Origin of the sequence: Streptosporangium sp. NPDC000095 (assembly GCF_042899335.1) — a bacterium.
Taxonomy (GTDB): Bacteria; Actinomycetota; Actinomycetes; order Streptosporangiales; family Streptosporangiaceae; genus Streptosporangium.
This window is the reverse complement of sequence record NZ_JBIAZS010000003.1, coordinates 452,362-476,187: the sequence shown is the minus strand read 5'-3', so window position 1 is coordinate 476,187 and position 23,826 is coordinate 452,362. Positions and strand designations below refer to the sequence as shown.

The 23,826-nt window shown below is 69.7% G+C and carries 18 protein-coding genes; 3 read left to right on the top strand and 15 right to left on the bottom strand.

What is annotated here, in order from left to right:
* Positions 1–26 precede the first annotated feature (26 nt).
* The 4 genes from ACFY3V_RS10480 to ACFY3V_RS10465 all read right to left on the bottom strand — a co-directional run bounded on the left by ACFY3V_RS10480 (position 27) and on the right by ACFY3V_RS10465 (position 5,732).
* The gene (locus tag ACFY3V_RS10480; RefSeq protein WP_362899975.1) at positions 27–467 is read right to left on the bottom strand and encodes a thioesterase family protein; all 441 of its coding nucleotides are present in this window, start codon (positions 465–467) and stop codon (positions 27–29) included.
* Positions 468–626: 159 nt separating this feature from the next.
* Positions 627–2,291 (bottom strand): energy-dependent translational throttle protein EttA, encoded by a 1,665-nt coding sequence (gene ettA, locus ACFY3V_RS10475; RefSeq protein ID WP_362899973.1) that lies wholly within the window; start codon positions 2,289–2,291, stop codon positions 627–629.
* A 182-nt stretch (positions 2,292–2,473) separates the two neighbouring features.
* A complete protein-coding gene (locus tag ACFY3V_RS10470; RefSeq protein ID WP_362899971.1) occupies positions 2,474–3,730 on the bottom strand; it encodes a GGDEF domain-containing protein in 1,257 nt (418 codons plus the stop codon).
* A 706-nt stretch (positions 3,731–4,436) separates the two neighbouring features.
* A complete protein-coding gene (locus tag ACFY3V_RS10465) occupies positions 4,437–5,732 on the bottom strand; it encodes a hypothetical protein (RefSeq protein WP_389772065.1) in 1,296 nt (431 codons plus the stop codon).
* A gap of 368 nt (positions 5,733–6,100) precedes the next feature.
* On the opposite strand from ACFY3V_RS10465, the gene ACFY3V_RS10460 reads away from it, so the two are divergent.
* Complete coding sequence (locus ACFY3V_RS10460; RefSeq protein WP_389772062.1) at positions 6,101–6,628, top strand: ATP-binding protein; 528 nt, start codon at positions 6,101–6,103, stop codon at positions 6,626–6,628.
* A 217-nt stretch (positions 6,629–6,845) separates the two neighbouring features.
* Here the strand turns inward: ACFY3V_RS10460 and ACFY3V_RS10455 are convergent, their stop codons facing one another.
* Positions 6,846–7,439, bottom strand: a complete 594-nt coding sequence (locus ACFY3V_RS10455) for a hypothetical protein (RefSeq protein WP_362899965.1) — start codon at positions 7,437–7,439, stop codon at positions 6,846–6,848.
* A 150-nt stretch (positions 7,440–7,589) separates the two neighbouring features.
* Here ACFY3V_RS10455 and ACFY3V_RS10450 point away from each other — a divergent pair, with 150 nt between their 5' ends.
* Entirely contained in the window at positions 7,590–8,162 is a 573-nt protein-coding gene (locus ACFY3V_RS10450; RefSeq protein WP_362899963.1) for a hypothetical protein, read from the top strand.
* A 127-nt stretch (positions 8,163–8,289) separates the two neighbouring features.
* Here ACFY3V_RS10450 and ssb read toward each other — a convergent pair whose 3' ends face one another.
* Positions 8,290–9,171 carry a single-stranded DNA-binding protein gene (ssb, locus tag ACFY3V_RS10445; RefSeq protein ID WP_389772057.1) on the bottom strand — a complete coding sequence of 294 codons (882 nt, stop codon included), beginning with the start codon at positions 9,169–9,171 and terminating at the stop codon, positions 8,290–8,292.
* A gap of 292 nt (positions 9,172–9,463) precedes the next feature.
* Here ssb and ACFY3V_RS10440 point away from each other — a divergent pair, with 292 nt between their 5' ends.
* The gene (locus ACFY3V_RS10440) at positions 9,464–10,831 is read left to right on the top strand and encodes an acyltransferase (protein ID WP_389772054.1); all 1,368 of its coding nucleotides are present in this window, start codon (positions 9,464–9,466) and stop codon (positions 10,829–10,831) included.
* A 26-nt stretch (positions 10,832–10,857) separates the two neighbouring features.
* Here the strand turns inward: ACFY3V_RS10440 and ACFY3V_RS10435 are convergent, their stop codons facing one another.
* The 9 genes from ACFY3V_RS10435 to ACFY3V_RS10395 all read right to left on the bottom strand — a co-directional run bounded on the left by ACFY3V_RS10435 (position 10,858) and on the right by ACFY3V_RS10395 (position 23,779).
* A complete protein-coding gene (locus ACFY3V_RS10435; RefSeq protein ID WP_362899957.1) occupies positions 10,858–12,495 on the bottom strand; it encodes a GTP-binding protein in 1,638 nt (545 codons plus the stop codon).
* Complete coding sequence (locus tag ACFY3V_RS10430; protein WP_389772049.1) at positions 12,492–14,963, bottom strand: dynamin family protein; 2,472 nt, start codon at positions 14,961–14,963, stop codon at positions 12,492–12,494. Before ACFY3V_RS10430 ends, ACFY3V_RS10435 begins: the two co-directional genes overlap by 4 nt.
* A 1,145-nt stretch (positions 14,964–16,108) precedes the next feature.
* Positions 16,109–17,341: a uroporphyrinogen-III C-methyltransferase gene (gene cobA / locus ACFY3V_RS10425; protein WP_350945375.1), complete on the bottom strand. Its 1,233-nt coding sequence runs from the start codon at positions 17,339–17,341 to the stop codon at positions 16,109–16,111.
* A gap of 229 nt (positions 17,342–17,570) precedes the next feature.
* The gene (gene cobT, locus ACFY3V_RS10420) at positions 17,571–18,653 is read right to left on the bottom strand and encodes a nicotinate-nucleotide--dimethylbenzimidazole phosphoribosyltransferase (protein ID WP_362899952.1); all 1,083 of its coding nucleotides are present in this window, start codon (positions 18,651–18,653) and stop codon (positions 17,571–17,573) included.
* A gap of 75 nt (positions 18,654–18,728) precedes the next feature.
* Positions 18,729–19,556 carry a sirohydrochlorin chelatase gene (locus ACFY3V_RS10415; RefSeq protein WP_350945373.1) on the bottom strand — a complete coding sequence of 276 codons (828 nt, stop codon included), beginning with the start codon at positions 19,554–19,556 and terminating at the stop codon, positions 18,729–18,731.
* Positions 19,557–19,883: 327 nt separating this feature from the next.
* On the bottom strand, positions 19,884–20,426 hold the full coding sequence (locus ACFY3V_RS10410) for a GNAT family protein (RefSeq protein ID WP_362899950.1): 543 nt from the start codon (positions 20,424–20,426) through the stop codon (positions 19,884–19,886).
* Between the two features lie 232 nt (positions 20,427–20,658).
* Entirely contained in the window at positions 20,659–21,459 is an 801-nt protein-coding gene (locus ACFY3V_RS10405) for a lactate utilization protein C (RefSeq protein WP_389772042.1), read from the bottom strand.
* Entirely contained in the window at positions 21,456–22,862 is a 1,407-nt protein-coding gene (locus ACFY3V_RS10400) for a lactate utilization protein B (RefSeq protein ID WP_362899946.1), read from the bottom strand. The genes ACFY3V_RS10405 and ACFY3V_RS10400 overlap by 4 nt, the downstream gene beginning before the upstream one ends.
* Positions 22,859–23,779 (bottom strand): heterodisulfide reductase-related iron-sulfur binding cluster, encoded by a 921-nt coding sequence (locus tag ACFY3V_RS10395; protein WP_389772038.1) that lies wholly within the window; start codon positions 23,777–23,779, stop codon positions 22,859–22,861. The genes ACFY3V_RS10400 and ACFY3V_RS10395 overlap by 4 nt, the downstream gene beginning before the upstream one ends.
* Between the last annotated feature and the right edge of the window lie 47 nt (positions 23,780–23,826).

Sequence of the window (23,826 nt, the reverse complement as noted above, 5' to 3'; positions counted from 1 at the left end):
CGGCGGACGCCCGGTGGCAGGCGCCCTCAGCCCGTGACGAACCTGTCCAGGTAGGCGAGCTCGTCCTGGTTCAGCCGTCGGGGGGAGGCCTTCTCCACGTCGTAGGCCACGATCACCGAGCGGGCCCTGACGAAGATCTCCTCGTCGTCGAGGATCTCGTACACGAGGGTGAACCGCACCGGCCGGATCTCCGTCACCCATGACTCCACCCGGACCGGATCGGGGCGGAAGGTAAGGGGCCGCACATAGTCGACCTCGTGTCTGGCGATCACGAGCCCATTGAAGGGCTCGCGGCCCTCACGCCGGGGATCGACATGGAACAGCGCGAGCCGCGCGTCCTCCAGGTAGTCGAGAAACCGTACGTTGTTGACGTGTCCCAGCGAGTCGATGTCGGCGAACCTCACGGCCCTGGGGAACACATGCCGGTGGCCACGGCCGACGCCGTCCACGATGCTCTGTCCAAACACACCCAAAACCGTAGCGGGCCCCGACGCACCGGCTTACGGCGGTACGTCGGAAGCCCGTCGGCACGGCGACACCGCATCCGTCGCGGGCGGGCCCGCGCCAGGTGCGACACCCCTTCCCGGAGACCGGCCGGTCTGCAGACCGGCCTCCGGGGAAGGGGATCAGTCGCGGGTGAGCTTGCGGTAGGTGACCCGGTGCGGCCTGGCCGCGTCGGCACCCAGGCGCTCGATCTTGTTCTTCTCGTAGTCGGCGAAGTTGCCCTCGAACCAGAACCAGTTCGAACCCTCTTCCCAGGCGAGGATGTGGGTCGCGATGCGGTCGAGGAACCACCGGTCGTGCGAGGTGATGACCGCGCAACCGGGGAATTCCAGCAACGCGTTCTCCAGGCTGGAGAGCGTCTCGGTGTCGAGGTCGTTGGTGGGCTCGTCGAGCAGCAGCACGTTGCCGCCCTGCTTGAGGGTGAGCGCCAGGTTGAGCCGGTTGCGCTCTCCGCCGGACAGGATGCCCGACTTCTTCTGCTGGTCAGGGCCCTTGAACCCGAACGCGGCGATGTAGGCGCGGGACGGCATCTCGACCTGGCCGACCTTGATGTAGTCGAGCCCGTCGGAGACGACCTCCCAGACGTTCTTGGCGGGGTCGATCCCGCCCCTGCTCTGGTCGGCGTAGGAGATCTTGACCGTGTCGCCGATCACGATCTCGCCGCTGTCGGGCGTCTCGCTGCCGGTGATCATCCGGAACAGGGTGGTCTTTCCCACACCGTTCGGGCCGATCACACCGACGATGCCGTTACGCGGGAGGTCGAAGGAGAGGCTCTCCATCAGGACCCGCTCCTCGAAGCCCTTGGTGAGCTTCTCGGCCCGGATGACCGTGGTCCCCAGGCGCGGGCCCGGCGGGATCTGGATCTCCTCGAAGTCGAGCTTGCGGTGCTTGTCGGCCTCGGCGGCCATCTCCTCGTAGCGCTGCAGACGCGCCCGGCTCTTGGTCTGGCGGGCCCTGGCGTTGGAGCGGACCCACTCCAGCTCCTCCTCCAGGCGCTTCTTGCGCTTGGCGTCTTTTTGGCCCTCAAGCTTGAGCCGCGCCGCCTTCGCCTCCAGGTAGGTGGAGTAGTTGCCCTCGTAGGGGTGGCAGCGGCCCCGGTCGAGCTCCAGGATCCAGGTGGCCACGTTGTCCAGGAAGTAGCGGTCGTGGGTGACGGCCAAGACGGTGCCCGGGTATTTCTCCAGGTGGGATTCGAGCCACTGGACACTCTCGGCGTCGAGGTGGTTGGTGGGCTCGTCGAGCAGCAGCAGGTCGGGCTGCTCCAGAAGCAGCTTGCACAGGGCGACCCTGCGGCGCTCTCCACCAGAGAGCTGGGTGACCTCGGCGTCCGGCGGAGGACAGCGCAGGGCGTCCATCGCCTGCTCCAACTGGCTGTCGAGATCCCAGCCGTTGCGGTGGTCGAGGGCGTCCTGAAGCTTGCCCATCTCGTTGAGCAGATCGTCGCTGTAGTCGGTGGCCATCAGCTCGGCGATCTCGTTGAAGCGGTCGAGCATCGCCTTGGTCTCGGCGACACCCTCTTCGACGTTGCCGAGGACGGTCTTGGATTCGTTGAGGGGGGGCTCCTGCTGAAGCATGCCGACGGTGAAGCCGGGCATGAGCCGGGCGTCGCCGTTGGACGGCTGCTCCAGGCCCGCCATCATCTTCAGCAGCGTCGACTTCCCGGTGCCGTTGGGGCCCAGGACACCGATCTTGGCGCCCGGCAGGAACGACAGCGTCACGTCGTCGAGGACGACCTTGTCACCGTGCGCCTTGCGCACGCGCTGCAGCGTGTAGATGTACTCCGGCATGCCCTTAGTTTAGGGCCTGGGGAGTTCAGCTATGGGCGGCCCTGGATAGGGCCGTCGAGGGTTCCGCCCTGAACGAAGACCGATTCGGCGAGGACGGCCCCGGAGGAAGGCTCGTTCAACCGAGGGCGGCCCGGACGAAGACCGGTTCAGCCGGGAGCGGCTCCGGATGGGGCCCGAGAAGTTCAGCCGGGAGCGGCCTCGGATCCGGGCCTGCGGGCCGGGGGCACGATGGTGGCCGACAGGCAGATCTGGTCGCGGCCGAGCTCCTTGGCCCGGTAAAGAGCGAGGTCGGCCGCCGCGAGCAGCTCGATCAGGTCGTCCCCGTGCACACTCATGATCGCGACACCGACCGAGATGGTCACAGTGATCATGTTGTCGTCGGCCGGGACGGCCATCCGCCCCACCCGTGAGCGCAGCCGCTCCGCCACCCTGCGCGCCTCGGTCACGTCGGCCCTGGGCAGCAGGACGACGAACTCCTCACCGCCGAACCGGCCCACCACGTCGTAGTCACGCAGCTGGCTGCGGATGGTGTCGGCCACCCCGACGAGGACCTGATCGCCGATCAGGTGACCGTAGGTGTCGTTCACCTTCTTGAAGTGGTCGATGTCGACGATCAGCAACGCGAGCGTCTCCCCAGTGCGCCGCGCCCTGACGATCTCGGTGTCGGCCTCCCGCTGCCAGGCCGCGGCGTTCAGCAGGCCGGTCTTGAGATCGGTGCGGGCCGCCGCCTGGAGCTGGGCGTGGAGCAGGCTGCGCTGGAGCAGCACGACCGGGGGCAGCGCCAGGACCAGCAGGGCCAGGTTGAGCCCGCAGGTGATGGAGACGAGGACGCCGAGACAGAGCTCGACGAAGTCGAGGAGCAGGTTCTCCCGGTTCCACAGGACCTCCCGCCAGCGGCTCTCGGGGTCGGCGGTGTGCGCGGCGATGGCGATCAGCGCGGTGTTGATCACTGTGAATAAGATCGCGCAGCCGATGGCAACGAGGATCGGCCATCCTTCCCCCCTGGTCAGCGCCCCCAGGTCGCCGACCACGGCGTGGAAGAGCAGCGAGGCCGCGCATCCGGCCAGTCCGATCGCCGCCGAGCTCACGACCCGCCGGTAGACCACCGTCGCGCGCACCCGCTTCTGCAGCAGGAACTGGAGCGGGATGGGCGCCAGAAGCGCGTAGATCGGCGGGAGGAGCAGGGCTGCGGGTAACCACCAGGCGGACAGCAGATCGCGGTAGACGCCCGCGGGCATGCCGAGTCTCCGGGTCGCCTCGATGCACACGGCTCCGCACATCATCAACGCCGTGAACGTCAGCACGTCGGACCAGCGGAAAACACCGGAAATCGAGAAGAACACGATCGCGACGAGATCCAGCGCTACTATCCCGCACAGGTAGCCGACCAGCGGACGACGCTGCCCCAGCAGGGGCCATCGATCGACCAAAGGTGTCATGCCGTCGCGTGGTTTGACCGGTGAGTGACTGGGAGCCACCATGTCGTCCCCCTCTCCGACTAACGATGTGTAACACAATAGTTGCGGAGTGTGCGACGCGCGATGGCAACCGCTACCTTTGGCGGAGTGAGTCAGCCCACCGGCCGGCTCACGACTTGGAAACCGCTCGCTCGCGAGCGGGCCGTGGTGGGAAAGGAGCAAGCCATGCTGCGGGGCGTGACCTGGACCTAACAGGTGTCTCGGCATCTGACACGGGCAAGACCATCGGCCGGTTATCTCGGCGTCACCGCGCAGTCACGGCGAGACCCCGACCGCGCCCGGCCGGTGCCCCCTCAACTCGCCCGCACCCAGGCTCCCTCTCCGTACCCATGTGAGCCTGCTACCCCCCACCAGACACCCTGCTCACTTGATCCCCTCTCCCCTCATCGAATCCTCCAGCGCTTCCCCCGCCCTTCAGGACCTCGTTGCCCGATTACGGCCGGTCGACGTCCGGCGCCGTCATCCGACGCCCGAACCCACAGGTCGCAGGATCGAAAACGAACCGGGTAGGGGGAAGATGCCACGAGGGCACTTCCCCTCAACATCGAAGAGCCGCCGAGAAAGTCATCTCCAAGGCCACGTTCGGCCGGTTCCGCGGCGATGACTCAGTCAGGGCCGCGGAGGTCGGCTCCGGTGACGACGGCGGCGCGTCGAGGTTCGGGAACGGTCACCCTGTCAGGGGGGACAGCCGCTGGTCGAGGTCGCTCCTGCGGGTGTCGTCGGGCAGGCGATCGCGAACGGCGAGCAGCTTGCCGACGTTGCGCTTGGAGGGGGCCTGCTCGATCAACGGAACCGCCTGATGGAGCAGGTCGGCGGCCTGGTCGGCGTTGCCGAGGTCGTTCTGGACGCGAGCACACCTGATCAGATAGGTGGCATAGTCTCGGCGCCGGGTCGGGGCGTACCCGTTCCTGGCCTTCTCCAGGTAGAGGTCCGCGCGTCGCAGGTCGCCCAGGTCGATCTGGCAGGTGGCGACATGGTTGTGGAATTCCCCCTCATCGAACCATCGGACCCATCGGGGGTCGTCCGGCCGGGGGCCGCGCCCGAACTGGGTGTCGGCGATGCCCAGAAAGCGATGAGCCTCAGCCTTGTCACCGACACTCGCGTGAGCCCACGCCAAGCGCATGGCCAGCACGCTGGCGGTGCGTGGCGTGACCTCTCCGGCCCCCTCGTAAGCGGCACGAGCGAGAGTCAAGGAACCGGGAAAGTCCCCCACGTCCTTGCATTGCAGAGCCATCGACTTGAGGATGTCCGCCCCCACGGCACGGTCACCGGCCGCGTGCGCGGAATGGACGGCGGCGACCCAGTATCGCTGAGCCGCGGAATGCAGTCCCGTGTCGAAGGAGGCGAAACCCGCCAGTTGCCCGAGTTCCGCGGCCAGTGTGTGAAGACGCCGAGCGATGCCCTCGCTGTAGGAGGACTTCTCCAGCACCCCGGTGACCATGCCGAGCTCGGCGTCGAGCAGCTTGCGGACGTACTGCCCACCGTGGCTGCCCTGCAGCGTATGCAGGCGAGGCAGGCTCGCCTCGATCTGCTCCACGAACTCCTCACCGATCTGGCCCCCACCCAGCACTGAGGTGAGCCGGGCCGGTTCGACGTTGAGCCAGTCGGTCGCGAACGCGGTCAGGCTCATCCCGGTCAGCCGTACGAAACCTCGCCGGTCCATCATCGCCTTCTCCAATGCGTGGTTGAGAGCGAGCCGACTGCCCGTCTGGTCCCAGGAGAAGTCGACTCGAATGGGATCGCCGACCGGTAGCCAGCCGGGCCAGGGCCGGGCGTGGACGGTCTCCGGGGAGACGCCGAGCTCGGCGGCGAGAGCGAGTTGGGTATCCCGGTCGGGCACGACCCCCCAGTGCTCCCAGCGCCACGCCTTCTCCCTCCTTCGCGCCATGTTCCCGACACGTCGGGCGATGACGGTCACCAGGTCCTGGTAGGTCCAGCCGCGCTCGGCGCGGACATAACTCAACGGATGAACGAAGACCTCTCCGGGCTGCATAGAGACTGGTCCGGACATTCGCCACTCCCCTTTCTCCGACTGTAAATCTGATTAATCCACCCGGACAGGCCACGAGAGGCTTTCCTGAAGAGGGGACAACCCCGGACGACGAGATCTGCCTGTTCGAGAGGGGTGCGAGCAGGTTTTCTGGAGCCCATCTGGTTCGTTCCGCTCTCACAACACTACGCTCCGCAGTCGTCTCATTACAACGGATAATCAGGGCAAGAATTTCACGAAAGCCCTAATAAGCAGTGCCCGTCCCGCGATGGGCGACTTTCCCAAAACCGGTTTCCGTCCGCCGGTGAAACGTCTCCATTTCCCACCCGATAGGAGCGACGATGCTCATCGAGCACGTGCCCGTCCCGGACCCCGACGGGCACGGCAGACTCCCCAACCGCTTCCGGATGACCGCCTGGTGCCTACCCCCCGGCAACGCCGCCCGCCGCGCCCGGGAGCTGTTCCGCGACCAGCTGACCAAACAGCTCCCGGACCCCGACGTGCTCGACGACCTGGAGATCGTCGTCTCCGAACTCGTCACCAACGCCACCCGCTACGCCCCCGCCCCCTACGAACTACGCCTCCTGCACGACCACAACCTGCCCGTCCGCGCAGAGGTCGTCGACGCCGGAGCAGGCACCACCCTCATCAACCACCTCCTACGCCGCCCACCGGCCGTCCCCGAACACCTCGACGACCTCGAACTCGGCGGCCGGGGCCTGCGCATCGTCACCGAACTCACCCACGGCCACTGCGGCACCCAATGGACCCGCCTGTGCGGCACCGGCCAACTCGGCACCGTCGTCTGGTTCGACCTACCGACCGAGCGATACCGGCTCGACCTCACCCCCCAACGACACCACCCTTGACCTCCCCCAACCTCCGGGCAGCCAGGATCGTCCCCCGATCCCCCTGACCCCGGAGCCGGCCCACGCCCACCACTCCCCCGTACCGGGCGTGGGCCGTACCCAGAGGCCGGCGTCCACGGACCCGATCCCACCCCCGTCCGTGACGCCGGCCTCTCTGAGCTTCCCCGCAGGACGGGAACCTAGATCGGTGCGCAGTTCTCCGTGAAGGAAACATCCCTTATACGAGCACCTCGCCGTGGCGCATCTGCTCACGCTGCGCCGCCGAAGGCGTCTCCACCGCGCTGCTGATGCGATCGACCACGCTGTAGGCGGCACCGATCAGGTCGCCTAGCTCCCGGATGGAGAGTTTCACCGTCACTCGCCAGGCCACACCATCAAGGCGTACGAACAGATCGGTGCCGACGGGTTCATAGACGATGTCGGCCAGCTCGCCCTGCCAGGAGCGACCCTCGTAGTAGTCGGTCCACGCGCCGGTGTCGCAGAGTTCATAGAGAACGTACCCGTGCCGGATCAGGCCGGGACCGTGCGGGTGGGGTGTCGCCACAGTGTGGTCATAGTCAGCTGGTTCGGGACGGACCGGCCGACCCCGCGCGGTCAGGAGCGCGCGCAGCGCCGGCCGGGAGATGTCGTAGTCCACTTTCAAGTGCAGCGGCGGATAGTCGGGGTGTTCCACGACCAGCGACGCGCGCTCGCCGGTGAGGCCGATGCGAGCGAAGCACAGTCCGGCTTCGGCGTTGAACCGCTGAATGGCCTGCACCTGCGCGAGCAACCCGCACGCCTGGTGGACCTGGGCACTGTCACCGACACGCATGTCCCCTCCGCTTACCCTGAAGAAGATCCTGACCAAGTTCAGTGGATGTTAATGGCGTTCTTCGCGTAGCTGGAATATCGGGTCACGCCCAGGCAGAGAGCGATTCGCCTCCACTCACGGACTTGCTCGAACCTCGCAAGGAGCTGTCCGTTGAACCTGTTACGAGCGATGCCCGCGGAGAATCAGTGGGATCTCCTGGAGGAGCATCTCCTGAACAGCCGCTTCGATGTGGCCTGGATCGACACGGATGAGATCGATGAAGCCGCGGAGCGTTTCCGGGCGGATTCGGGCTCTGGGGTTCTCTGCGATCTCGATACCGCGTTCGACCTGATTGAGAATGACGAGCAGGAGACTCTGGTCTGGATCGGGACGCATTCCCCGGGCTGGTCTGTCTCGGTCACCATGAACAGGGGTTTCACGCTGTCCGAAGAAGCGAGCACCGGAGGAAGGGGCATCCTCGCCCATTGGCACATGGCCGGCCTGTATGAACTTGCCGACGAAGGGATGGTCTACTACCACGACGGAGAGTATGTGGGCAGGGTGGGCGAGGAGGCGTTCCAGGGTTACGCGCTGGACCTGGATCCGGATGATGCCGGGTTCCGGGAGCAGGTGGAGTATTACCTCATCCTGGCGGGGCGGATCACCGGCAGATTCCTCGACCGGGACTGGTTCGCGACCTCACGCGTCCTTTACCGCGTACCCCGCGACGCCTGGCCACGCTGAGCGAACCTGCCCTCTCGCGTCACTGAAGAAGCGCGGACCGCGACCATCGCCCACCACCCCGCACTCCGGCTTTGAGCTCCCGGTCGGCGGGGAGGTCCGCGGTCCAGACCTCCCCGCCTGAAGCGGCTCAGGCCGCGATGGGTGCCCGGGTCGGCCAGGGCGTCTCGTCGCTCGTATCCGGGTGGGTCTTCAGCGCGCCCGGTCCGCTCCCGACGGGTGCCTCGCCGGCGTTCGGGCCTCGCGTCCCCGTCGTGCCTCGCCGCTTCGTCGTCGTGCTTCTCGCCGCCTTCGCCCTTCCGGCCACGGCCTGTCCCTCCGCCGCTTCCTCCCTGGCGGGACCGTGGCCCTGTCCGGTGAGCCCGGGGTCGGCCGGACGCGGCGGGACCTCGACGGCCTCCCAGACATGAGTGGTGGCCTGCTCCGGGTGAGCGGTGGAGCCTGCGGAGATCGCGTCGTGGGTCGCCTCACCGTCCGGCGTGATCTCCACCTCGTGCGGCGCGGAGGGCTCGGTGTCGGAGCCGGTCTTCAGCGGAGACGGGGCGCCGAAAGCCCCGGCCGCGACCGGGGCGCCGCCGCTCATGGCCCAGTCGGAGGTCTCGCGGTCAAGCTCGATCCGCTCCGCGCTGCCGAGAGCGGGGAGCGGACCGCCGCGCTGCGGCTTGGTGAAGCTCCCGAGGCCCCAGCGCAGGTCATGACCGAGCGAGTTGGCCTCCACCTCGGGCATGAACCGGCGCTCTCCCTCATGGGCGAACTCGCGGATCCGCAGCCGCCCCTGAACCACGACCGGCTGGCCCATCTGGACCGACTGGGCGACGTTGTCGGCGAGCCCGCGGAAGCAGCGGACGCCGAAGTAGGTCGTCTCGCCGTTGCGCCACTGCTGGTTCTCCCGATCGAAGTAGCGGCTCGTTGAGGCGATCTTGAGTGAGGTCACCCGGGAGCCGTCGGGGAAGGTGTGCTGGCGCGGCGGGGCCGCGACGTTACCGGTCAGCGTGACGTAGATGTCGTTCATCGTGCCTCCCATGAGAGCCGGCCGAGCGCCGGCGGCATGAAGGACACGATCGCCTCGCCCGCCCCCCGCACGGGTTACCGAATCACGCTCTGGGGAAAACCCGGGACGCGCGAGAAAGCTGTGGACGACCCGGTCTTACCGACCCCGAGCAGCGTGCGTCGGTCCCGCGTTTCCCATCGGTTCCACTCCGCCGTAAATCTGCGGGAGCCGATCAGACGGCAAGGGCGGAGAAGAAAAATCGCTTGATATGCGTGGATGGAGGAATGCTTCCGTCGTGCCAAACATCGGTGACATGGCAGCGCGCCCCTTCCTGGTCGTCCAGAGGATGGGGCGGCAGGTGCGACTGATGGCCGAGCGGACACCGCCGCATCGGGAGCGCTACGTCGACCTGCTGCGCGCCGTCGCGATCACCGCGGTTGTGATCGGACACTGGCTGGCGATCTATGTGACCCACGACGGCGGGAAGTTCCAAGGTGGCAGCATCCTCCAGGTCGTCCCGTGGACCCATCCGCTGACGTGGCTGTTCCAGGTGATGCCCCTGTTCTTCCTGGTCGGCGGCTTCGCGAACGCCGCGTCCCTCACCTCCCACCTCAAGCGGGGCGGCAACGCCGTGAGCTGGATGCTGGGTCGGACGGCTCGGCTTCTGGGCCCGACGACGATACTGCTGGGCGGACTGGCGGTGGTGGCTCTGACGGCCAGGGGTCTGGGTGTCGAGCCCGCTCTGATCGGTATGGCGGTCTGGCTGGCCTCGATCCCGTTGTGGTTCCTGGTCATCTACATCGCCGTGACGGCCCTCACCCCGCCGATGCACGCCGTGCATCGGCGTGTGGGCCTGGTCGTGCCGATCATCCTGGCGGCACTCGTCGGTGCGGGCGACCTGGCAGGTCTGGTGCTGGACGTTCCCCATGGGGGCCAGGCGAACTTCCTGTTCGCCTGGCTGGCCGTGCATCAGCTCGGCTTCGCCTGGCAGGACGGGCGCCTGCCGGGTCGGCAGAGCGTGGCTCTGTCGATGGCGGCGGCCGGGTTCATCGCCCTCGTGCTTCTCACGGTGGTCGGCCCCTATCCGGTCAGCATGGTGGGATTCGGAGGGGAGGGCGTACAGAACACCTCTCCCCCTACGCTCGCCCTCCTGGCGCTGGCCGTCACGCAGACGGGAGTCGCCCTGTGCGCACGTGGCCCGGGAAACCGGTGGCTGCGGCGATTGAGACCGTGGACCGTCGTCGTGGCGATCAACTCGGTGATCATGACGCTCTTCCTCTGGCACATGACCGCCGCCGTCGTCGGTGTCCTCGCGCTCTACGGAACGGGGGTGATGCCCGACGCCGCGCCCGGGTCGGCATTCTGGTTGCTCCTGCGCGTTCCCTGGCTCGCCTGCCTGGCTCTGGTTCTCACGTTCTTTGTCGTACTGTTCGGGGGTTTCGAGCGGCGCGCGGGGCGATGGGCCTCGTCCGGGAACACGGTGAAGGGCGGGTGGCCAACGGCACTCACGATCGTCGGGGTCGGTGCCGTGGTCGCCGCGCTTCTGTCCATCGCTCTGGTCGGCCCGGGGGAAGAGCAGGAGCCGATGGGAATGCCCGCGGGAGTGTTGATCGCCTACTTCGGTGGCGTCGCCGTCCTGGGGTTCGTCCGTTGGAGATATTCGCACCCCATGCGGGAGTGATCGAGACCAGGGCATCGAGGGAGAAATCAGTCCCGCAGGCTCCGCATCGCCGAGTTGAACTCGTTGTAACGGGTCAGCTCCCGCTCCACCGGCTCGATCACCATGTTCTCGGCGATCCCGGCGACCCTGCGGCGCATCTCGCGCTCCAGCGTGTCACGCTCGTTGCCCGCGCCGAGCACGACGAAGTTGCGGCTCGCCGTCGCGGTGAGCGCCCCGAGCCCCAGCACGGACAAGATCATCAACCCGACCCATGGCAGTGAGGCCGCGTCGGCGAACACCTCCAGCCCATCCGGCAGGGTTCCCAGCCCGAAGACGCCGTAGGCGAGGGCCGTACCGACCCAGGCCAGGCCCGCGACGAAGAGCAGGACCAGGAAGTACTGCCAGGCCAGCAGCAACCGCCACCAGCCGGGAACCCTGTCCAGTCTCGGCGCGACCTCCGACAGCTCCTCGGAGAGCACCTCGGGCAGCTGCGCGGAGCGGGAGCGCGCGGCGTCCCTGATCCCGTTCTGCCACGCCTCGTGCATGCCCGAGGTCAGGCCGTCGGTGAGCGCCTGGACGGCGGTGTCCACCTCGGCGGGCTGCGCGCTGACCGAGCCGCCGCTCAGGCCGCGGATCTCGTCTCGCAGTTTGCCCAGGCGCAGGCTTTTCAGCGGGTCGGGACGGAGCTTGGCGGCCCAGCGGGTGTAGGGCCAGCCGACCCACTCACCGGACCGCGCCGCGTACACGTTCTCCATCGCCTCGCCGACCGCGGGGACGCCGACGGCGTCGCAGAGGGCGTCGGTGAGACCGATTCTGCGGGCGTCGTCGATGGAGGAGGGCGGGGAGGCACCGTCGGCGGGCATGACCTTCGCGAGACGGAGCGTCAGCCGGTCGAGATCGGCCTCCAGCCGCTGGGTCGCGGCCCTGCGCTTGGAGACGGTCTCGGCGAGGACGGCCTTGAGCTCGTCGACGCCCCTGCCCATGATCGCCGAGGTGGTGACGATCACGGGGTTCTCGACCCCCTCGCGGCGGAGCAGACCGTCCAGGTCCTCGACGCACTCGGCGAGTTCTTCCTGGTCGAGCTTGTCGGCCTGGTTGAGTACGAAGATCGTCACGGCCTCGTGCCCGGCCAGATCGGTCACGTAGCGCCGGTGCGTGGAGGCGTCGGCGTACTTCTGCGGGTCGAGCACCCAGACGACGAGGTCGGCGATCTGGATGAGCCGGTCCGCCTCGGTGTCGGTCAGCGCCCGGATGGAGTCGTGGTCGGGCAGGTCGAGCAGGATCAGCCCGTGAAGCTGGCCCTCGTCCTTGTCCAGGGCGCTGGCCCGCGCGAAGCGGTGCCGCCACTGGATCTGCAGCCAGTCGAGCAGCGGACCCGCCCCGTCCAGGCCCCAGACGCAGGCGTGCGTACGGGCTGTGGTCGGGCGGCGCACCCCCGTCGGCGACAGTTCCAGGCCGGAGATCGAGTTGAAGAGCGTCGACTTGCCGCTGCCCGTACCTCCCGCGAGCGCGACCACGGTGTGCTCGGAGGAGAGCTTCAGCCTGTCACCGGCGCGCAGCAGCAGCTGACCCGACTCGGTGAGGAGCTTGGGCTCGACCTTGCCCGGCCCCAGCTCCACGATCCGAGCCAGCGCGGCGAGCCGGCTGCCGAGACCCTGGCCTGACTGGGTGGTGCCAACACTCATCGGGCGACCTCAAGGTTGTACGTTGCCTGGTAAAGGCGGGTGGCGGCGGATTCGTCAGGTATGCCCGCACCGTCGAGAGCCTGGGCGTAACGCGCCATCTCGTCGTCGAAGAGCATGCCGATCCGGGCTCGGAGATCGCTCCGGGCCTTCACGCCGAGGTTGCGCAGCGACTCCGCGCCGAGCAGCGCGTGCACCAGCCGTTGCGGCAGTGCCCCGGCGCCGTTCCGCTCGTCCGAGGAACCGTAACCGAGCAGCCCGATGGTCAGGATCAGCGAGAGGGACTCGTCGTCGAACGAGATCACCCTCGCCACCGCCCGTTTGGTCACCCCCTCGGTGCGTATCAGCTCGATGATGTGCTCCTGCCAGGCCGCGACGGCCCGGCCGGTCCTGCGCGCGAAGTCGTCGGACGGGCGGCCGAGATCGGGGGTCGCGGCCAGGGCCTCCTGCGCGCCGGGGCGGTTCAGCCAGCGCGACGCGGCCTCCTCCGCGGCCCGCTGCGCCGCAGAGACGACCACCGACTCCAGCCCCGCGCGCAGCGCGGACTTCAGCGCGCTGATCCGCTCGGGCGCCTGCTGGTTCGCCTTGCCGCCGAAGCGACTCGGCCTGCGCAGGTGGAGGGTACGCATGAGGTCGCCGGACCCGGCGAAGTCCTGCCAGCGGGCGAGCACCTCACCCCGGAGCAGCGAACCGTCCTCGGTGCTCTTGTCGACGTCGGCCATCGCACGGGCGTAGGCGCCGTCCACGTCGCCGCGAAGGTCCCTCCGGAAGGCGACCTGGATCTCCAGGTGCTTGGCCAGGGCGGGGACACGGGTGCGGAAGCTGTTCAGCACCCCGTCCAGGGTCGCCCGTACGGCCTGCGCGCGACGCCGGTCGTCGACCGAGAGATCCGTGAGCCACTGGCGCAGCTCGCTCACCTCTGCGTCGGGGAGCATCCCGTCGGTGACCCTGCTCTCGTTGATGACGAACCGCTCGACCTCGCCGAGGCCGTACTCGGTGAGCATCCTGACGAAGTGCTTGGTGATCACTTCTCGGGACCTGGGCGGCACCCGGGAGAGCACGATGGCCAGGCGGGCTCCACGCTCCTTGGCCAGGCGCAGCAGCCGCCAGGCCGGAGCGTCGGCGTACCGGGCGGCGGTGGTGACGAAGATCCACAGGTCGGCCGCGTCGAGCATGCGGTGGGCGATCTCGTGGTGCTCCTCGACGACCGAGTCGATGTCGGGGGTGTCGAGCAGGGCGACACCGGAGGGGAGGTGCTCGGTGGAGACGAGCACGAGGCTCCCCGAGGCGGCCTCGGGGTCGGGCTCGCTGAGCCGCCGCAGGCTGCCGAGCAGGTCGCTCTCGGTGAACCACTCGTGGTCGTCGGGGTGGCAGGCCAGGATGGGCGTGCCGGTCGTCGGGCGGCGTACTCCGGTCGCGCTGATCTTGGCTTTGGCCAGGGTGTTGAGAAGCGTGGACTTGCCCGCGCCGGTGGAACCCGCCACCACGACGAGCGCGGGCGCGGTGCTCGTGTGGACGCGCGGGATCACGTAGTCGTCGAGCTGGGCGAGTATCTCGCCCTGGACCCGCCTCGCCTCCTCCGCGCCGGGGAGGTCCAGGCCGAAGGTGAGATCGGTGACGCCGGCGCGTACGGCGGTGAGCGCGTTGCTCAGCGCCTCGGAGACGGCCTCGGGAAGCGGGGTCTCCCGCGTCCCGTCCGGCGCCGCCTCCTCGCCCTCGCCTCGGCGCTCTTCGTCCTCGCCCCGGGTTTCCTCACCCTCGCCTCGACGTTCGCCGTCCTCACTTCGGAGTTCGTCGGTCTCGCCCTGGGTTTCCTCGCCCTGGACCTCTTCGTTCTTGATCTCCTCGCCGCCGTCGACGGTTCCGGCCTCGTCCCGGACATCGTCACCGGCCGCGTCGTCGCTCCCGTCCTCGTTCTCGCCCGGCGTCTCGTCGGCGATGGCGGAGGGCTCGGCGTCACTCGCGGTTTCGTCGGCGATGCCGGTGTCGGCGGTGGCGACCGTGGCGTCGCGCCGAACCTCGCCGCTCTCGGCCTTGTCGTCCTCGACGAGGCCGGTGGTGCCCGGTGTGCCGCCGTCACTCTCCGCGTCGTCCTCGGAGTCGTTCCGACGTTCCTGCGAGGTCGTGCCGGGAACGACCTCGTCCGGCTCCGCGTCCTTGTCGGATCGTTCCTGCTTCTCCTCCGCCCTGCTCGCGCGAAGAGGCGGAGCGCCTCCGGTGCCGGAGTCGCTGCCGGGGGCGCCGCCCTCGGACCGGGAGAGGGCTTCCTCAACAGCGGCGCCGGAGGCGGAGACCCCTGTCTCCCGCGCGGGGTCCGGGACTTCCTGGGAGGCGGGAGCCTCTGCGCCGGTTTCGGACGGGGAGGTGGCGGGGTCGGCGGTGCGAGGGACGTTCGTCGGAGGAACGGGTGCACCGGGACGGAAAAGCGCACCGGGAGCGGCATCCCCACCAGCAGGTGCGGACGGAGGCACCGGAGCACCCGGACGGAAGATCGCGCCGGGTTCGGCCGGGGGTGCGGGAGCACCGGAGGTCTGGGGTGCGGGAGCACCGGATGAGGGCCTGGCGGGGCCACCGGTGCGGGGGACGTTCGGAGGAACGGATGCACCGGGACGGAAAAGCGCACCGGGAGCGGCATCCCCACCAGCAGGTGCGCTCGGAGGCACCGGAGCACCCGGACGGAAGGCCGCACCGGGATCGGCTTCGGCACCGCTCGAGGGGACAGGAGCACCTGGACGGAAGGCGGCGCCGGGAGAACCGGCTGCGGCGCCTCCGCGAGAGACGCCCGGAGGGCCACCGGGGGCGCCCTGCCCTCGGGGAGTGCCCTGAGGAGTCGTGGGCGTGCCCCCACGAGGAGCAACCGGAGAAGCAGGAGCACCCGGCGAGGCGGGGACGCCACGGGGAGCGGGGGTCCCGGGGCGAGGGGCCGCGCCGGGCAAGGCGGGAGCACCTCCACGGGGGGCACCCGCGGAAGGACGAACCCCCTGACCAGGAGTCGCAGCGGGCGCGGAGGGATAGCCTCCGCGAGAGGCACCGGGGGAAGCGGGGCCGCCCTGACCTCCGCCCTGACCGGGGGCCGTGGTGGGGCCGCCTCGGGAGGGACTCGTCGGGCGGTTGCCCTGGGTGCCCTGGGAGGCGGGCTTGGCGGCCGCTTCGCGGGCGCGGGAGGCGGTGATGGCTTCGATCTTGGCCTGTGCGGCGGCGGCCGCGGCGTGGAATGCCTCCATCGTCTCCTTGGAGGCGGGTGGGGCCGCGGGGTCGCTCGCCTCGGCGGAGGTCGCGGGACCGCCTCCCGCCGGACCCGCCGTCCTGCCCGAGGGCGCGGCGGCGCCGCCTCCTCCGGCCGGGGTCGCGGGACCCGGTGTCCTTCCCCGGGGCACGGCGGGGCCGCCGGCCGCCCTGGGAACGGCTGTCCCCGGTGGCTGGGCACCCGGAGGCCGGGTGCGGGCGCGGATGGAGGCCGCGTCGTCGTCGGCACGGATGGCGCCGAAGGTCACCGTCTGCTCGCCGGGGGATTCCCTGTCGTCCGACGAGGTGTCGTCAGGCGGCTCCTGGGGGGTGCCGGCGAGGCGAGGGTCACGGCCACCACCTGGTTGGGGGGGCCTGTTGGACGCCGATTTCACGGTACTCGCTCCGCTCGAACCATCTCGACCTCCTGGCCGACCTTCACGACATCCCCGACGATCACGATCGCAGGTGGTCGAATCCCAGCCGCGCTCACACGCTCCGCCACGGTGGACAGCGTGGCGTAAAGAGCGCGTTGGGTGGGAAGGGTACCGTCCTGTACCACCATTACGGGAGTTTCCGGCGAACGGCCGTCACGAATCAGCGCTTCGGTTATCGCGCCGATTCGTTCGACCGCCATCATAAGCACCAGTGTTCCGCCGGATCTTGCCAGATTAGGCCAGTCGACGGTGGATCTCTCATCGCCGGGCGGAACATGTACGGAAATCACGTGAAATTCCTGGCTCACTCCGCGATGGGTCACGGGGACGTTCGCCGCGGCGGGCACCGCGATCGGACTGGTGATACCGGGAACCACGATGACCGGGATGCCCTCGCGGGCGCAGGCGAGCATCTCCTCGCCACCGCGACCGAAGACGAACGGGTCGCCGCCCTTGAGCCTGACCACGAATTTGCCCTGTTTGGCGTGCTCGATCAGCAGTTCGTTGATCCGCTCCTGGGCCATGTAACGACCATAGGGGATCTTGGCCGCGTCGATCAGCTCGACGTCCGGCGAGAGCTCGTCGAGCAGGGGCTGCGGGGCGAGGCGGTCGGCGACGACCACGTCGGCCTGGGCCAGCAACTGCCGCCCGCGGACCGTGATCAGGCCGGGGTCGCCGGGTCCTCCGCCGACCAGGGCGACGCCCACCGGCTTGGTACGGTTGCGCCTGGCGTCGACCGTGCCGTCCCTGAGGGCTCCGACGACGGCGTCCCTGATCCCGGCGGCGCGGCGGGGGTCGCCTCCGGCGGTGATCGCCACGCTGATCTCGTCCACCTTGCCGCTGGCCGGGGTCCAGGCCGCCGAGGCGTCCTTGTCGTCGGCGCGTACGCACCAGATGCGCTTGGCCTCCGCCTCCGCGGCCACCGCGGCGTTCACCGCGCGGTCGTTGGTGCAGGCCTGCACCAGCCAGGCCCCGTCGACGTCGCCGACCTGGTAGCGCCTCGCCTCCCAGGTCACGCGACCCGTGGCGATGAGGTCGTCGAGGGCGTGCGTGACGCTCGTCGAGACGACGGTGACCAGGGCGCCCGCGTCGAGCAGCGCCGGCACCCGCCGCTGGGCGACGCGTCCTCCACCCACGACGAGCACTCGCCGCCCGGAAAGGCGCAAGCCAAGCAGGTAGGGCGACATGGCGACCGATCTCCCATTCACGAGGAATTGCGAAGCATGGCGTGCTAGGAGGTAAACCTACCGGCTAATGGCGCCCGCTTCACTGCGCCCGTGTTAACAGCTGTCAAGACTGGGCTGACCGCTGTCAACCTGTCCCTCCAAGCCTTCCGTACTTGGCTTCCTCCCCGCGACCGAAGCAGGAGGATTCGCGCGGCTGATCTGCGGACAAGCCGCGACCGTGACGGTTGGATCAGGTTTCCTTGTCCGTCACACCGGCGGAGTCGAAGGTCGCGACCTCGTGCATCACCCTGACGGCTGCGCAGACGATGGGGTGGGCGAGCAGGCCACCCGTACCCTCGCCGAGCCGGAGTTCCAGCTCGACCAGGGGCCGCAGTCCGAGGTGATCCAGCGCGACGGCGTGTCCGGGCTCGGCCGAACGGTGCCCCGCCACACAGTGGTCGACGACGTCGGGGGCGAGGGCCGCCGCCGCCAGCGCCGCCGCCCCGGCGATGACACCGTCCAGGATGACCGGTACGCGAAGGGCGGCCCCGGCGAGGACGAATCCGGCGATCGCCGCGTGCTCCAGGCCGCCGACCGCGGCCAGCGTCCGCAGCGCGGACATCTCCGAGGCACTGTCCCGTCCGTGCTCCAGGCCGTTCGCCCGCAGGGCCTCGCGGACCACCTCGACCTTGCGCGCGAGGGTCTCGTCGTCGACACCGGTGCCCCTGCCGGTCACCACGGCCGCGTCGTGCCCGGTGAACGCGCAGATCAGCGCTGCCGAAGCGGTGGTGTTGGCGATGCCCATGTCGCCGGTGATCAGGCAGCGGGCGCCTCCCTCGACGAGGTCGCGGGCCACCGCGATCCCGGCCTCCAGTGCCGCGACCGCCTGCTCGGGGGTCATCGCGGGCCCGGCGGACAGGTCTGCGGTGCCGTACGCGACCTTGCTGATCGTCAGACCGGGCGCGGGGTCGAGGTCGGCCGCCACGCCGACGTCGACGACCGTCACCGAGACCCCGGCCTGGACGGCGAAGGCGTTGGCCACGGCGCCGCCCGCGAGGAAGTTGCCGACCATCTGCAGGGTGACCTCCCTCGGCCACGGGCTCACGCCTCTGGCGTGGACGCCGTGGTCGGCCGCGAAGATCGCCAGAGCCGCGGGAGCGGGAAGGGGCGGAGGACTCACCGCCGCGGCTCCCGCCAGCCGTACCGCCACGTCCTCCAGGGCGCCCAGCGCGCCACGGGGCTTGGTCAGGCGGTCCTGGTGGGCGCGGGCCTCCGCGACGGCCGCCGGGTCCGCGGGACGGATCGCCGCGATGGTCTCCTCAAGGGTGGTCATGTGATCATTCTCCCTTGAATCCGGATTTCCGGGAAAATACTGAAAAGTCATATCGACCCGTCGGGGATCGACGGATCACCAGGCGATGCCGCTGAGCGCCTCCTCGTAGCGCTCGATGACCACGTCGGCCAGGCCCTCGCAGTCGCCGATGACGTCGGCGCAGCGAACGTCCAGATTCGGGTGCCCTGCCGCGTAGGCCATCGCCTGCGCCCAGACGCGGTCGAGCAGGCCACCGGCGAACAGCAGGTAGGGGACGACGATCACGCGCTTGGCGCCGAGGCGGCGGCAGCGCTCGATGCCGCCGGGCACGCCGGGCGGGGTGAGGGAGACGAAGGCCGTCTCCACGGTCATGTACTCGTGGGCGTGGGTCTCCCAGAAGAGGCGGGAGACCCGGTGCACGTCGGCGTTCGTCTCGGGACTGGTGGAGCCGTCGCCGACCAGGACCACGGCGGTCTCGCCGATCTCGATGTGCTCGGGCTCGTCGTCGAACACCCCGGCGGCGGCCGGGACGAGCCGGAGGCTGGCGACCTCGGCGGCCGCGTCGGCCAGACGCTCGGCGAGCAGCGCGAGAATGCGCGGGTCCGAGCCGAGGGGACGGCCGTAGTCGCAGGTCAGCATGGGGTGCCTCTCCTGCTCGCGGGCCATCGCCGAGGGGATGTCCGCGCCGAGCCACACGTCTCCGGCCAGGCTCATCGGCTGGGCCACCATCCGGTGGTGCCCGCGAGCGACCAGCGAGGCGACGGAGTCGCTGAGGCGCGGCCTGGCCCTGGCGATGTAGCCACCGGAGACGTCCACGGCCTTCTGATCCAGGCGGCAGCGCAGCCGATGGACGAACCTACCGAATTCAGCAGATCCATTGTCGTCGTGCGAGCCCTGCCCGATGAGCAGCAGCGGCGGTTTCATGGAACGGGGACTCCAATGACCTTGACCTGGGGTTACGCAGTGGCGACTCGCGACAATATCCGATAAAGCCACTCCATGGACAGGTAACGGATCGGTAAATACGTCTTTTCTCACACGGGTGTGACGGGTGGTGCGGATTGGACCGGTGGTGGCGACACTCCCTCACCCGCCGGGCCATCTGGATCACACGCCCTGGCACGCTAGTCCGGCTCGCGGGAGACGTCCAGCACGGCCACGCCGTCGTTCCACACCCCGCGCACCCCTCCCCCCTTCCCGGCCAGGCATGACGTCCATCGCGCCACCCGCGACACGAGAATCCCGCGTGGATCAGGACAGATCACTTCTGAGCATTCCGAACACCACGATGTCGCGCGGACCGTCCTCCCCCAGCTCGGCGGCGCGAAGTACGCCCTCCCTGACGAAACCGGCCTTCTCCGCGACCCGGAGGGAGGCCGTGTTGTCCAGGCCGGCGCGAAGCTCGATCCTGCGTATCTCCGTGGTCTCGAACACCCAGCGCGCCACACCGAGCAGGGCCTCGGTGGCGTAGCCCCGGTCCCGGTGCAGCGGATGCACCCCGTACCCGACCTCGGTGGTCCCCGCACCCCAGAGAGTCCTGAAGAGGCTGATCGCGCCCACGATCAGACCGTCGGCCTCCGCCGCCAGGTGCACGCCCTGGCCGGAGCGACGCAGTTCGTGCACGCCGTGGGAGAGCCACTGGGAGATGCCCGACGGGTGCCCAGGGGCGCCTGGCGGCAGGAACCTGTCACGCGCCCTGATCACCGAGCGGACGCGGGGGGCGTCACCCGGGCGAAAAGGCCGGATCACGAGCCGGCCGGTCAGGATCGGCGGATCGGGGACGAAGGCGGTCACGCGCCCTCCTTGCCGGGAGATGTGTGGTCCCAACCTCACCCCGGCGAACCCCGCCCGCGCAAGATCCCGATCCGGCCCGGACGGGCCGGACCGGGATCCGAAGGGAACGCCTCGACGGACGACGAGCCGGTGGCGATCATCCGGACTGAGCCGGCTCGGGGTACGGCTCAGCGGACGACGACCTCCCGTCGGCGAGGATCGCCCCCGCCGAACCGGCCGGGGGTACGACGGCTCAGCGGACGATGACGACCTCCAGCGTGCGTGGGCCGTGCACGCCCTCCACCCGGTTCAGCTCGATGTCGCTGGTCGCGGAGGGGCCGCTGATCCAGGTCAGCGGCCTGGTGGGGTCGAGCCTGCCGACGGCCTCGGGGACCCCCGCCACGATCTGCCCGGCCCGCACCACGCACAGGTGGTAGTCGGGGACCAGGGTGAGTGCTCGCCGCCCCTGGCCGGGTCCGGCGTCCAGCACGATGGTGCCGGTCACCGCGATCGCGACCGCGCATCCGGTGACGACCCCGTCCACCCCGTCCAGTTCCACCGCGCTCAGCGGAGGGTCGTCGGTGACCGGATCGTCGGGCGCCCACTCCGGCGGCAGCCCTTCGGGGACGACCAGTCGGTCGGCGCCCCGCCGGGCCAGCGCCGCCGCGACCGTCGCGGCGACCTCCGCCTCGTCCACCACGTGCACGACGGCCCGGTAGTCGGCCACACGCTCGGCGAACAACTCCACCACGCCCTCCGGGGCCACCGACTCCGGTGACGTGCGGTAGGCGCGGGTGATCTCGACGTCGGGCGCTCCGGCCACGGCGGAGCGGATCCTCGCCAGAATCCGCTCCTTGGCCCCCGTACCGGAGAAACCACCCGAACCCGAGGAGCCACCCGTACCGGAGAAACCACCCGTAGCCGAGGAGCCACCCGTAGCGGAAAGACCACCCGTGGCCGAGGAACCGCTCTTGCCGGAGAGGGCACCCGCCCCCGAGGAGGCACCGGACGGCCGCCCGGGACCGGGCGCGGGGGACGCTGCTCCGGCGGTCATCGGGCACCTCCGTCGGTACGGTTCCACCAGTCGCGGAAGGACTCGGCAGGGATGTCGGGAATGTCGCGGGTGTCGGTCCAGCCGGAGAGCGGCCCCGGCAGGCGGCCGGGGACGAACCTGCGCAGGCGCCCGCCGAACCGCTGGGCGCGCGCCAGCCGCGTGGGGCGGTCGAACACCCACCCGGCGGCGCGCATGCCCAGGCGCTCGGCGCGCGCGTGGCGGACCTTGCCGCGCAGGTGGACCAGGACCTCGGGGATGTCGATCGCGACCGGGCAGGCGTCGAAGCAGGCGCCGCAGAGGGTCGAGGCGTACGGCAGCGACGCGTCCAGCTCCGAGGCGGTCCCGCGCAGCTGCGGGGTGAGGATCGCGCCGATCGGTCCCGGATAGACCGACCCGTACGCGTGGCCTCCGGCGCGCTCGTAGACCGGGCAGACGTTGAGGCAGGCGGAGCAGCGGATGCAACGCAACGCCTGGCGGCCCACCTCGTCGGCGAGCACGTTCGTGCGGCCGTTGTCGAGCAGCACCAGGTGGAACTCCTGGCCCTCGGTCGCGCCCGTCCAGGTGGAGGTGTAGGGGTTCATCCGCTCGCCGGTGGAGCTCCTGGGCAGCAGCTGGAGGAAGACCTCCAGGTCCCGCCAGCTCGGCAGCAGTTTCTCGATGCCGACCACGCTGATCAGCGTCTCGGGCAGGGTGAGACACATCCGCCCGTTGCCCTCGGACTCCAGCACCACCAGCGTGCCGGTCTCGGCGATCATGAAGTTGGCGCCGGAGACGGCGACCTTGGTCGACAGGAAACGTTCGCGCAGGTGGAGCCTGGCGGCCTCGGCGAGGGCGCGGGGCTCGTCGGTCAGGTCCTCGGGCGCCGCACGGCCCCAGTCGGCCATCTTCTCCTGGAAGATCTCGCGGATCTCCGAACGGTTGCGGTGGATCGCCGGGACCAGGATGTGCGAGGGCCAGTCGTCACCGAGCTGGACGATCAGCTCGGCCAGGTCGGTCTCGTAGGCGGTGATGCCCTCCGCCTGGAGTGCCTCGTTGAGGCCGATCTCCTGGGTGGCCATCGACTTGACCTTGACCACGGTGGTCTCGCCGGTGGCCTTGACCAGGTCGGCGACGATCCTGTTCGCCTCCTCGGCGTCGGCCGCCCAGTGGACGTGACCGCCCGCGGCGGTGACGGCCTCCTCCATGCGGAGCAGGTAGTGCTCCAGGTTGCGCAGGGTGTGGTCCTTGATCTCCTTGCCCGCCCGGCGGAGCTCGGCCCAGTCGGGCAGCTCGTCGACCATGAAGGCCCGCTTGCCGCGGATCGTGCGGGTGGCCCTGCGGAGGTTGTATCTGAGCTGCGAGTCCCGCACGGCGACCGCGGCGTTCGCCGGGAAGGCGGGCATGCCCAGGAAAGTGCCGCTCATCGGGTGGTCTCCGTGGCGGCGAGGATCTCGGCGAGATGCATGATCCGCACACCGGTGCGCTGGCGTTTCAGGGTGCCGCCGATGTGCATCAGGCAGGAGTTGTCGGCGGCGCACAGCACCTCGGCGCCGGTGGTCGCGACGTTGTGCACCTTGTCGGCGCACATCGCCGCGGAGATCGCCGGGTTCTTCACCGCGAAGGTGCCGCCGAAGCCGCAGCACTCGTCGGCACCGGGGAGCGGGACCAGCTCCAGCCCCCTGACCTGCTCCAGCAGCCGGGTGGGCCGGTCTCCCACACGCAGGATCCGCATCGAGTGGCAGGTCGGGTGGTAGGTCACCCGGTGCGGGAAGTAGGCGCCCACGTCGGTGACGCCAAGGACGTCGACGAGGAACTCGGAGAGGTCGTAGACCCTGGGCACCAGCTCGGCCACCTCGGCGGCGAAGGACCCTGACTCGCCCTCGCCGGGCGCCGGGCCGGGGCGCGGGTCCTTCGGCGGAGCAGGCGACTCCGACTCGCCCGCGAGAGGCGCCGGAGCGGGACCCGCGCCTCTCGGCGGAACCGCCCGGGGCGCCGAGGTCACGACGGTCCCGGTGATCAGCCCTCCGGGGCCCCCGGTCCTGACCTGGGCGGGGGCGACGGTGGTGCGGGCGAGCCGGGGATACTGCTCGCGGACCATCGCGGCGCACGATCCCGACGGCGCGACGACCGCGTCGTAGGGGGCGAAGACGTCCACGAAGTGCCGCGCGAGCCGCCGGCCCTCCTCGGGATATCCCGTGTTGACGTGCATCTGGCCGCAGCAGGTCTGGGCGCTGGGGAAGTCGACGTCGCATCCGAGGCGGCGCAGCAGCGTGACGACCGCCCGCCCGGTGCCGGGAAACAGCGTGTCGTTCACGCAGGTGACGAAGAGGGCGACGCGCACGGCGCTCCTTCCTTTCAATGGCCTGACCACAGTATGGTCTGACCATA

What these genes read in the sequence shown, in the direction of transcription:
- ACFY3V_RS10460 (WP_389772062.1), top strand. Translation starts at nt 6,101, where the DNA reads ATGCTCATCGAGCACGTGCCCGTCCCGGACCCCGACGGGCACGGCAGA.
- ettA (WP_362899973.1), bottom strand. Translation starts at nt 2,291, where the DNA reads ATGCCGGAGTACATCTACACGCTGCAGCGCGTGCGCAAGGCGCACGGT.
- ACFY3V_RS10435 (WP_362899957.1), bottom strand. Translation starts at nt 12,495, where the DNA reads ATGAGTGTTGGCACCACCCAGTCAGGCCAGGGTCTCGGCAGCCGGCTC.
- ACFY3V_RS10400 (WP_362899946.1), bottom strand. Translation starts at nt 22,862, where the DNA reads ATGAGCGGCACTTTCCTGGGCATGCCCGCCTTCCCGGCGAACGCCGCG.
- cobA (WP_350945375.1), bottom strand. Translation starts at nt 17,341, where the DNA reads ATGTCGCCCTACCTGCTTGGCTTGCGCCTTTCCGGGCGGCGAGTGCTC.
- ACFY3V_RS10405 (WP_389772042.1), bottom strand. Translation starts at nt 21,459, where the DNA reads ATGACCGCCGGAGCAGCGTCCCCCGCGCCCGGTCCCGGGCGGCCGTCC.
- ACFY3V_RS10440 (WP_389772054.1), top strand. Translation starts at nt 9,464, where the DNA reads ATGGCAGCGCGCCCCTTCCTGGTCGTCCAGAGGATGGGGCGGCAGGTG.
- ssb (WP_389772057.1), bottom strand. Translation starts at nt 9,171, where the DNA reads ATGAACGACATCTACGTCACGCTGACCGGTAACGTCGCGGCCCCGCCG.
- cobT (WP_362899952.1), bottom strand. Translation starts at nt 18,653, where the DNA reads ATGACCACCCTTGAGGAGACCATCGCGGCGATCCGTCCCGCGGACCCG.
- ACFY3V_RS10415 (WP_350945373.1), bottom strand. Translation starts at nt 19,556, where the DNA reads ATGAAACCGCCGCTGCTGCTCATCGGGCAGGGCTCGCACGACGACAAT.
- ACFY3V_RS10470 (WP_362899971.1), bottom strand. Translation starts at nt 3,730, where the DNA reads ATGACACCTTTGGTCGATCGATGGCCCCTGCTGGGGCAGCGTCGTCCG.
- ACFY3V_RS10455 (WP_362899965.1), bottom strand. Translation starts at nt 7,439, where the DNA reads ATGCGTGTCGGTGACAGTGCCCAGGTCCACCAGGCGTGCGGGTTGCTC.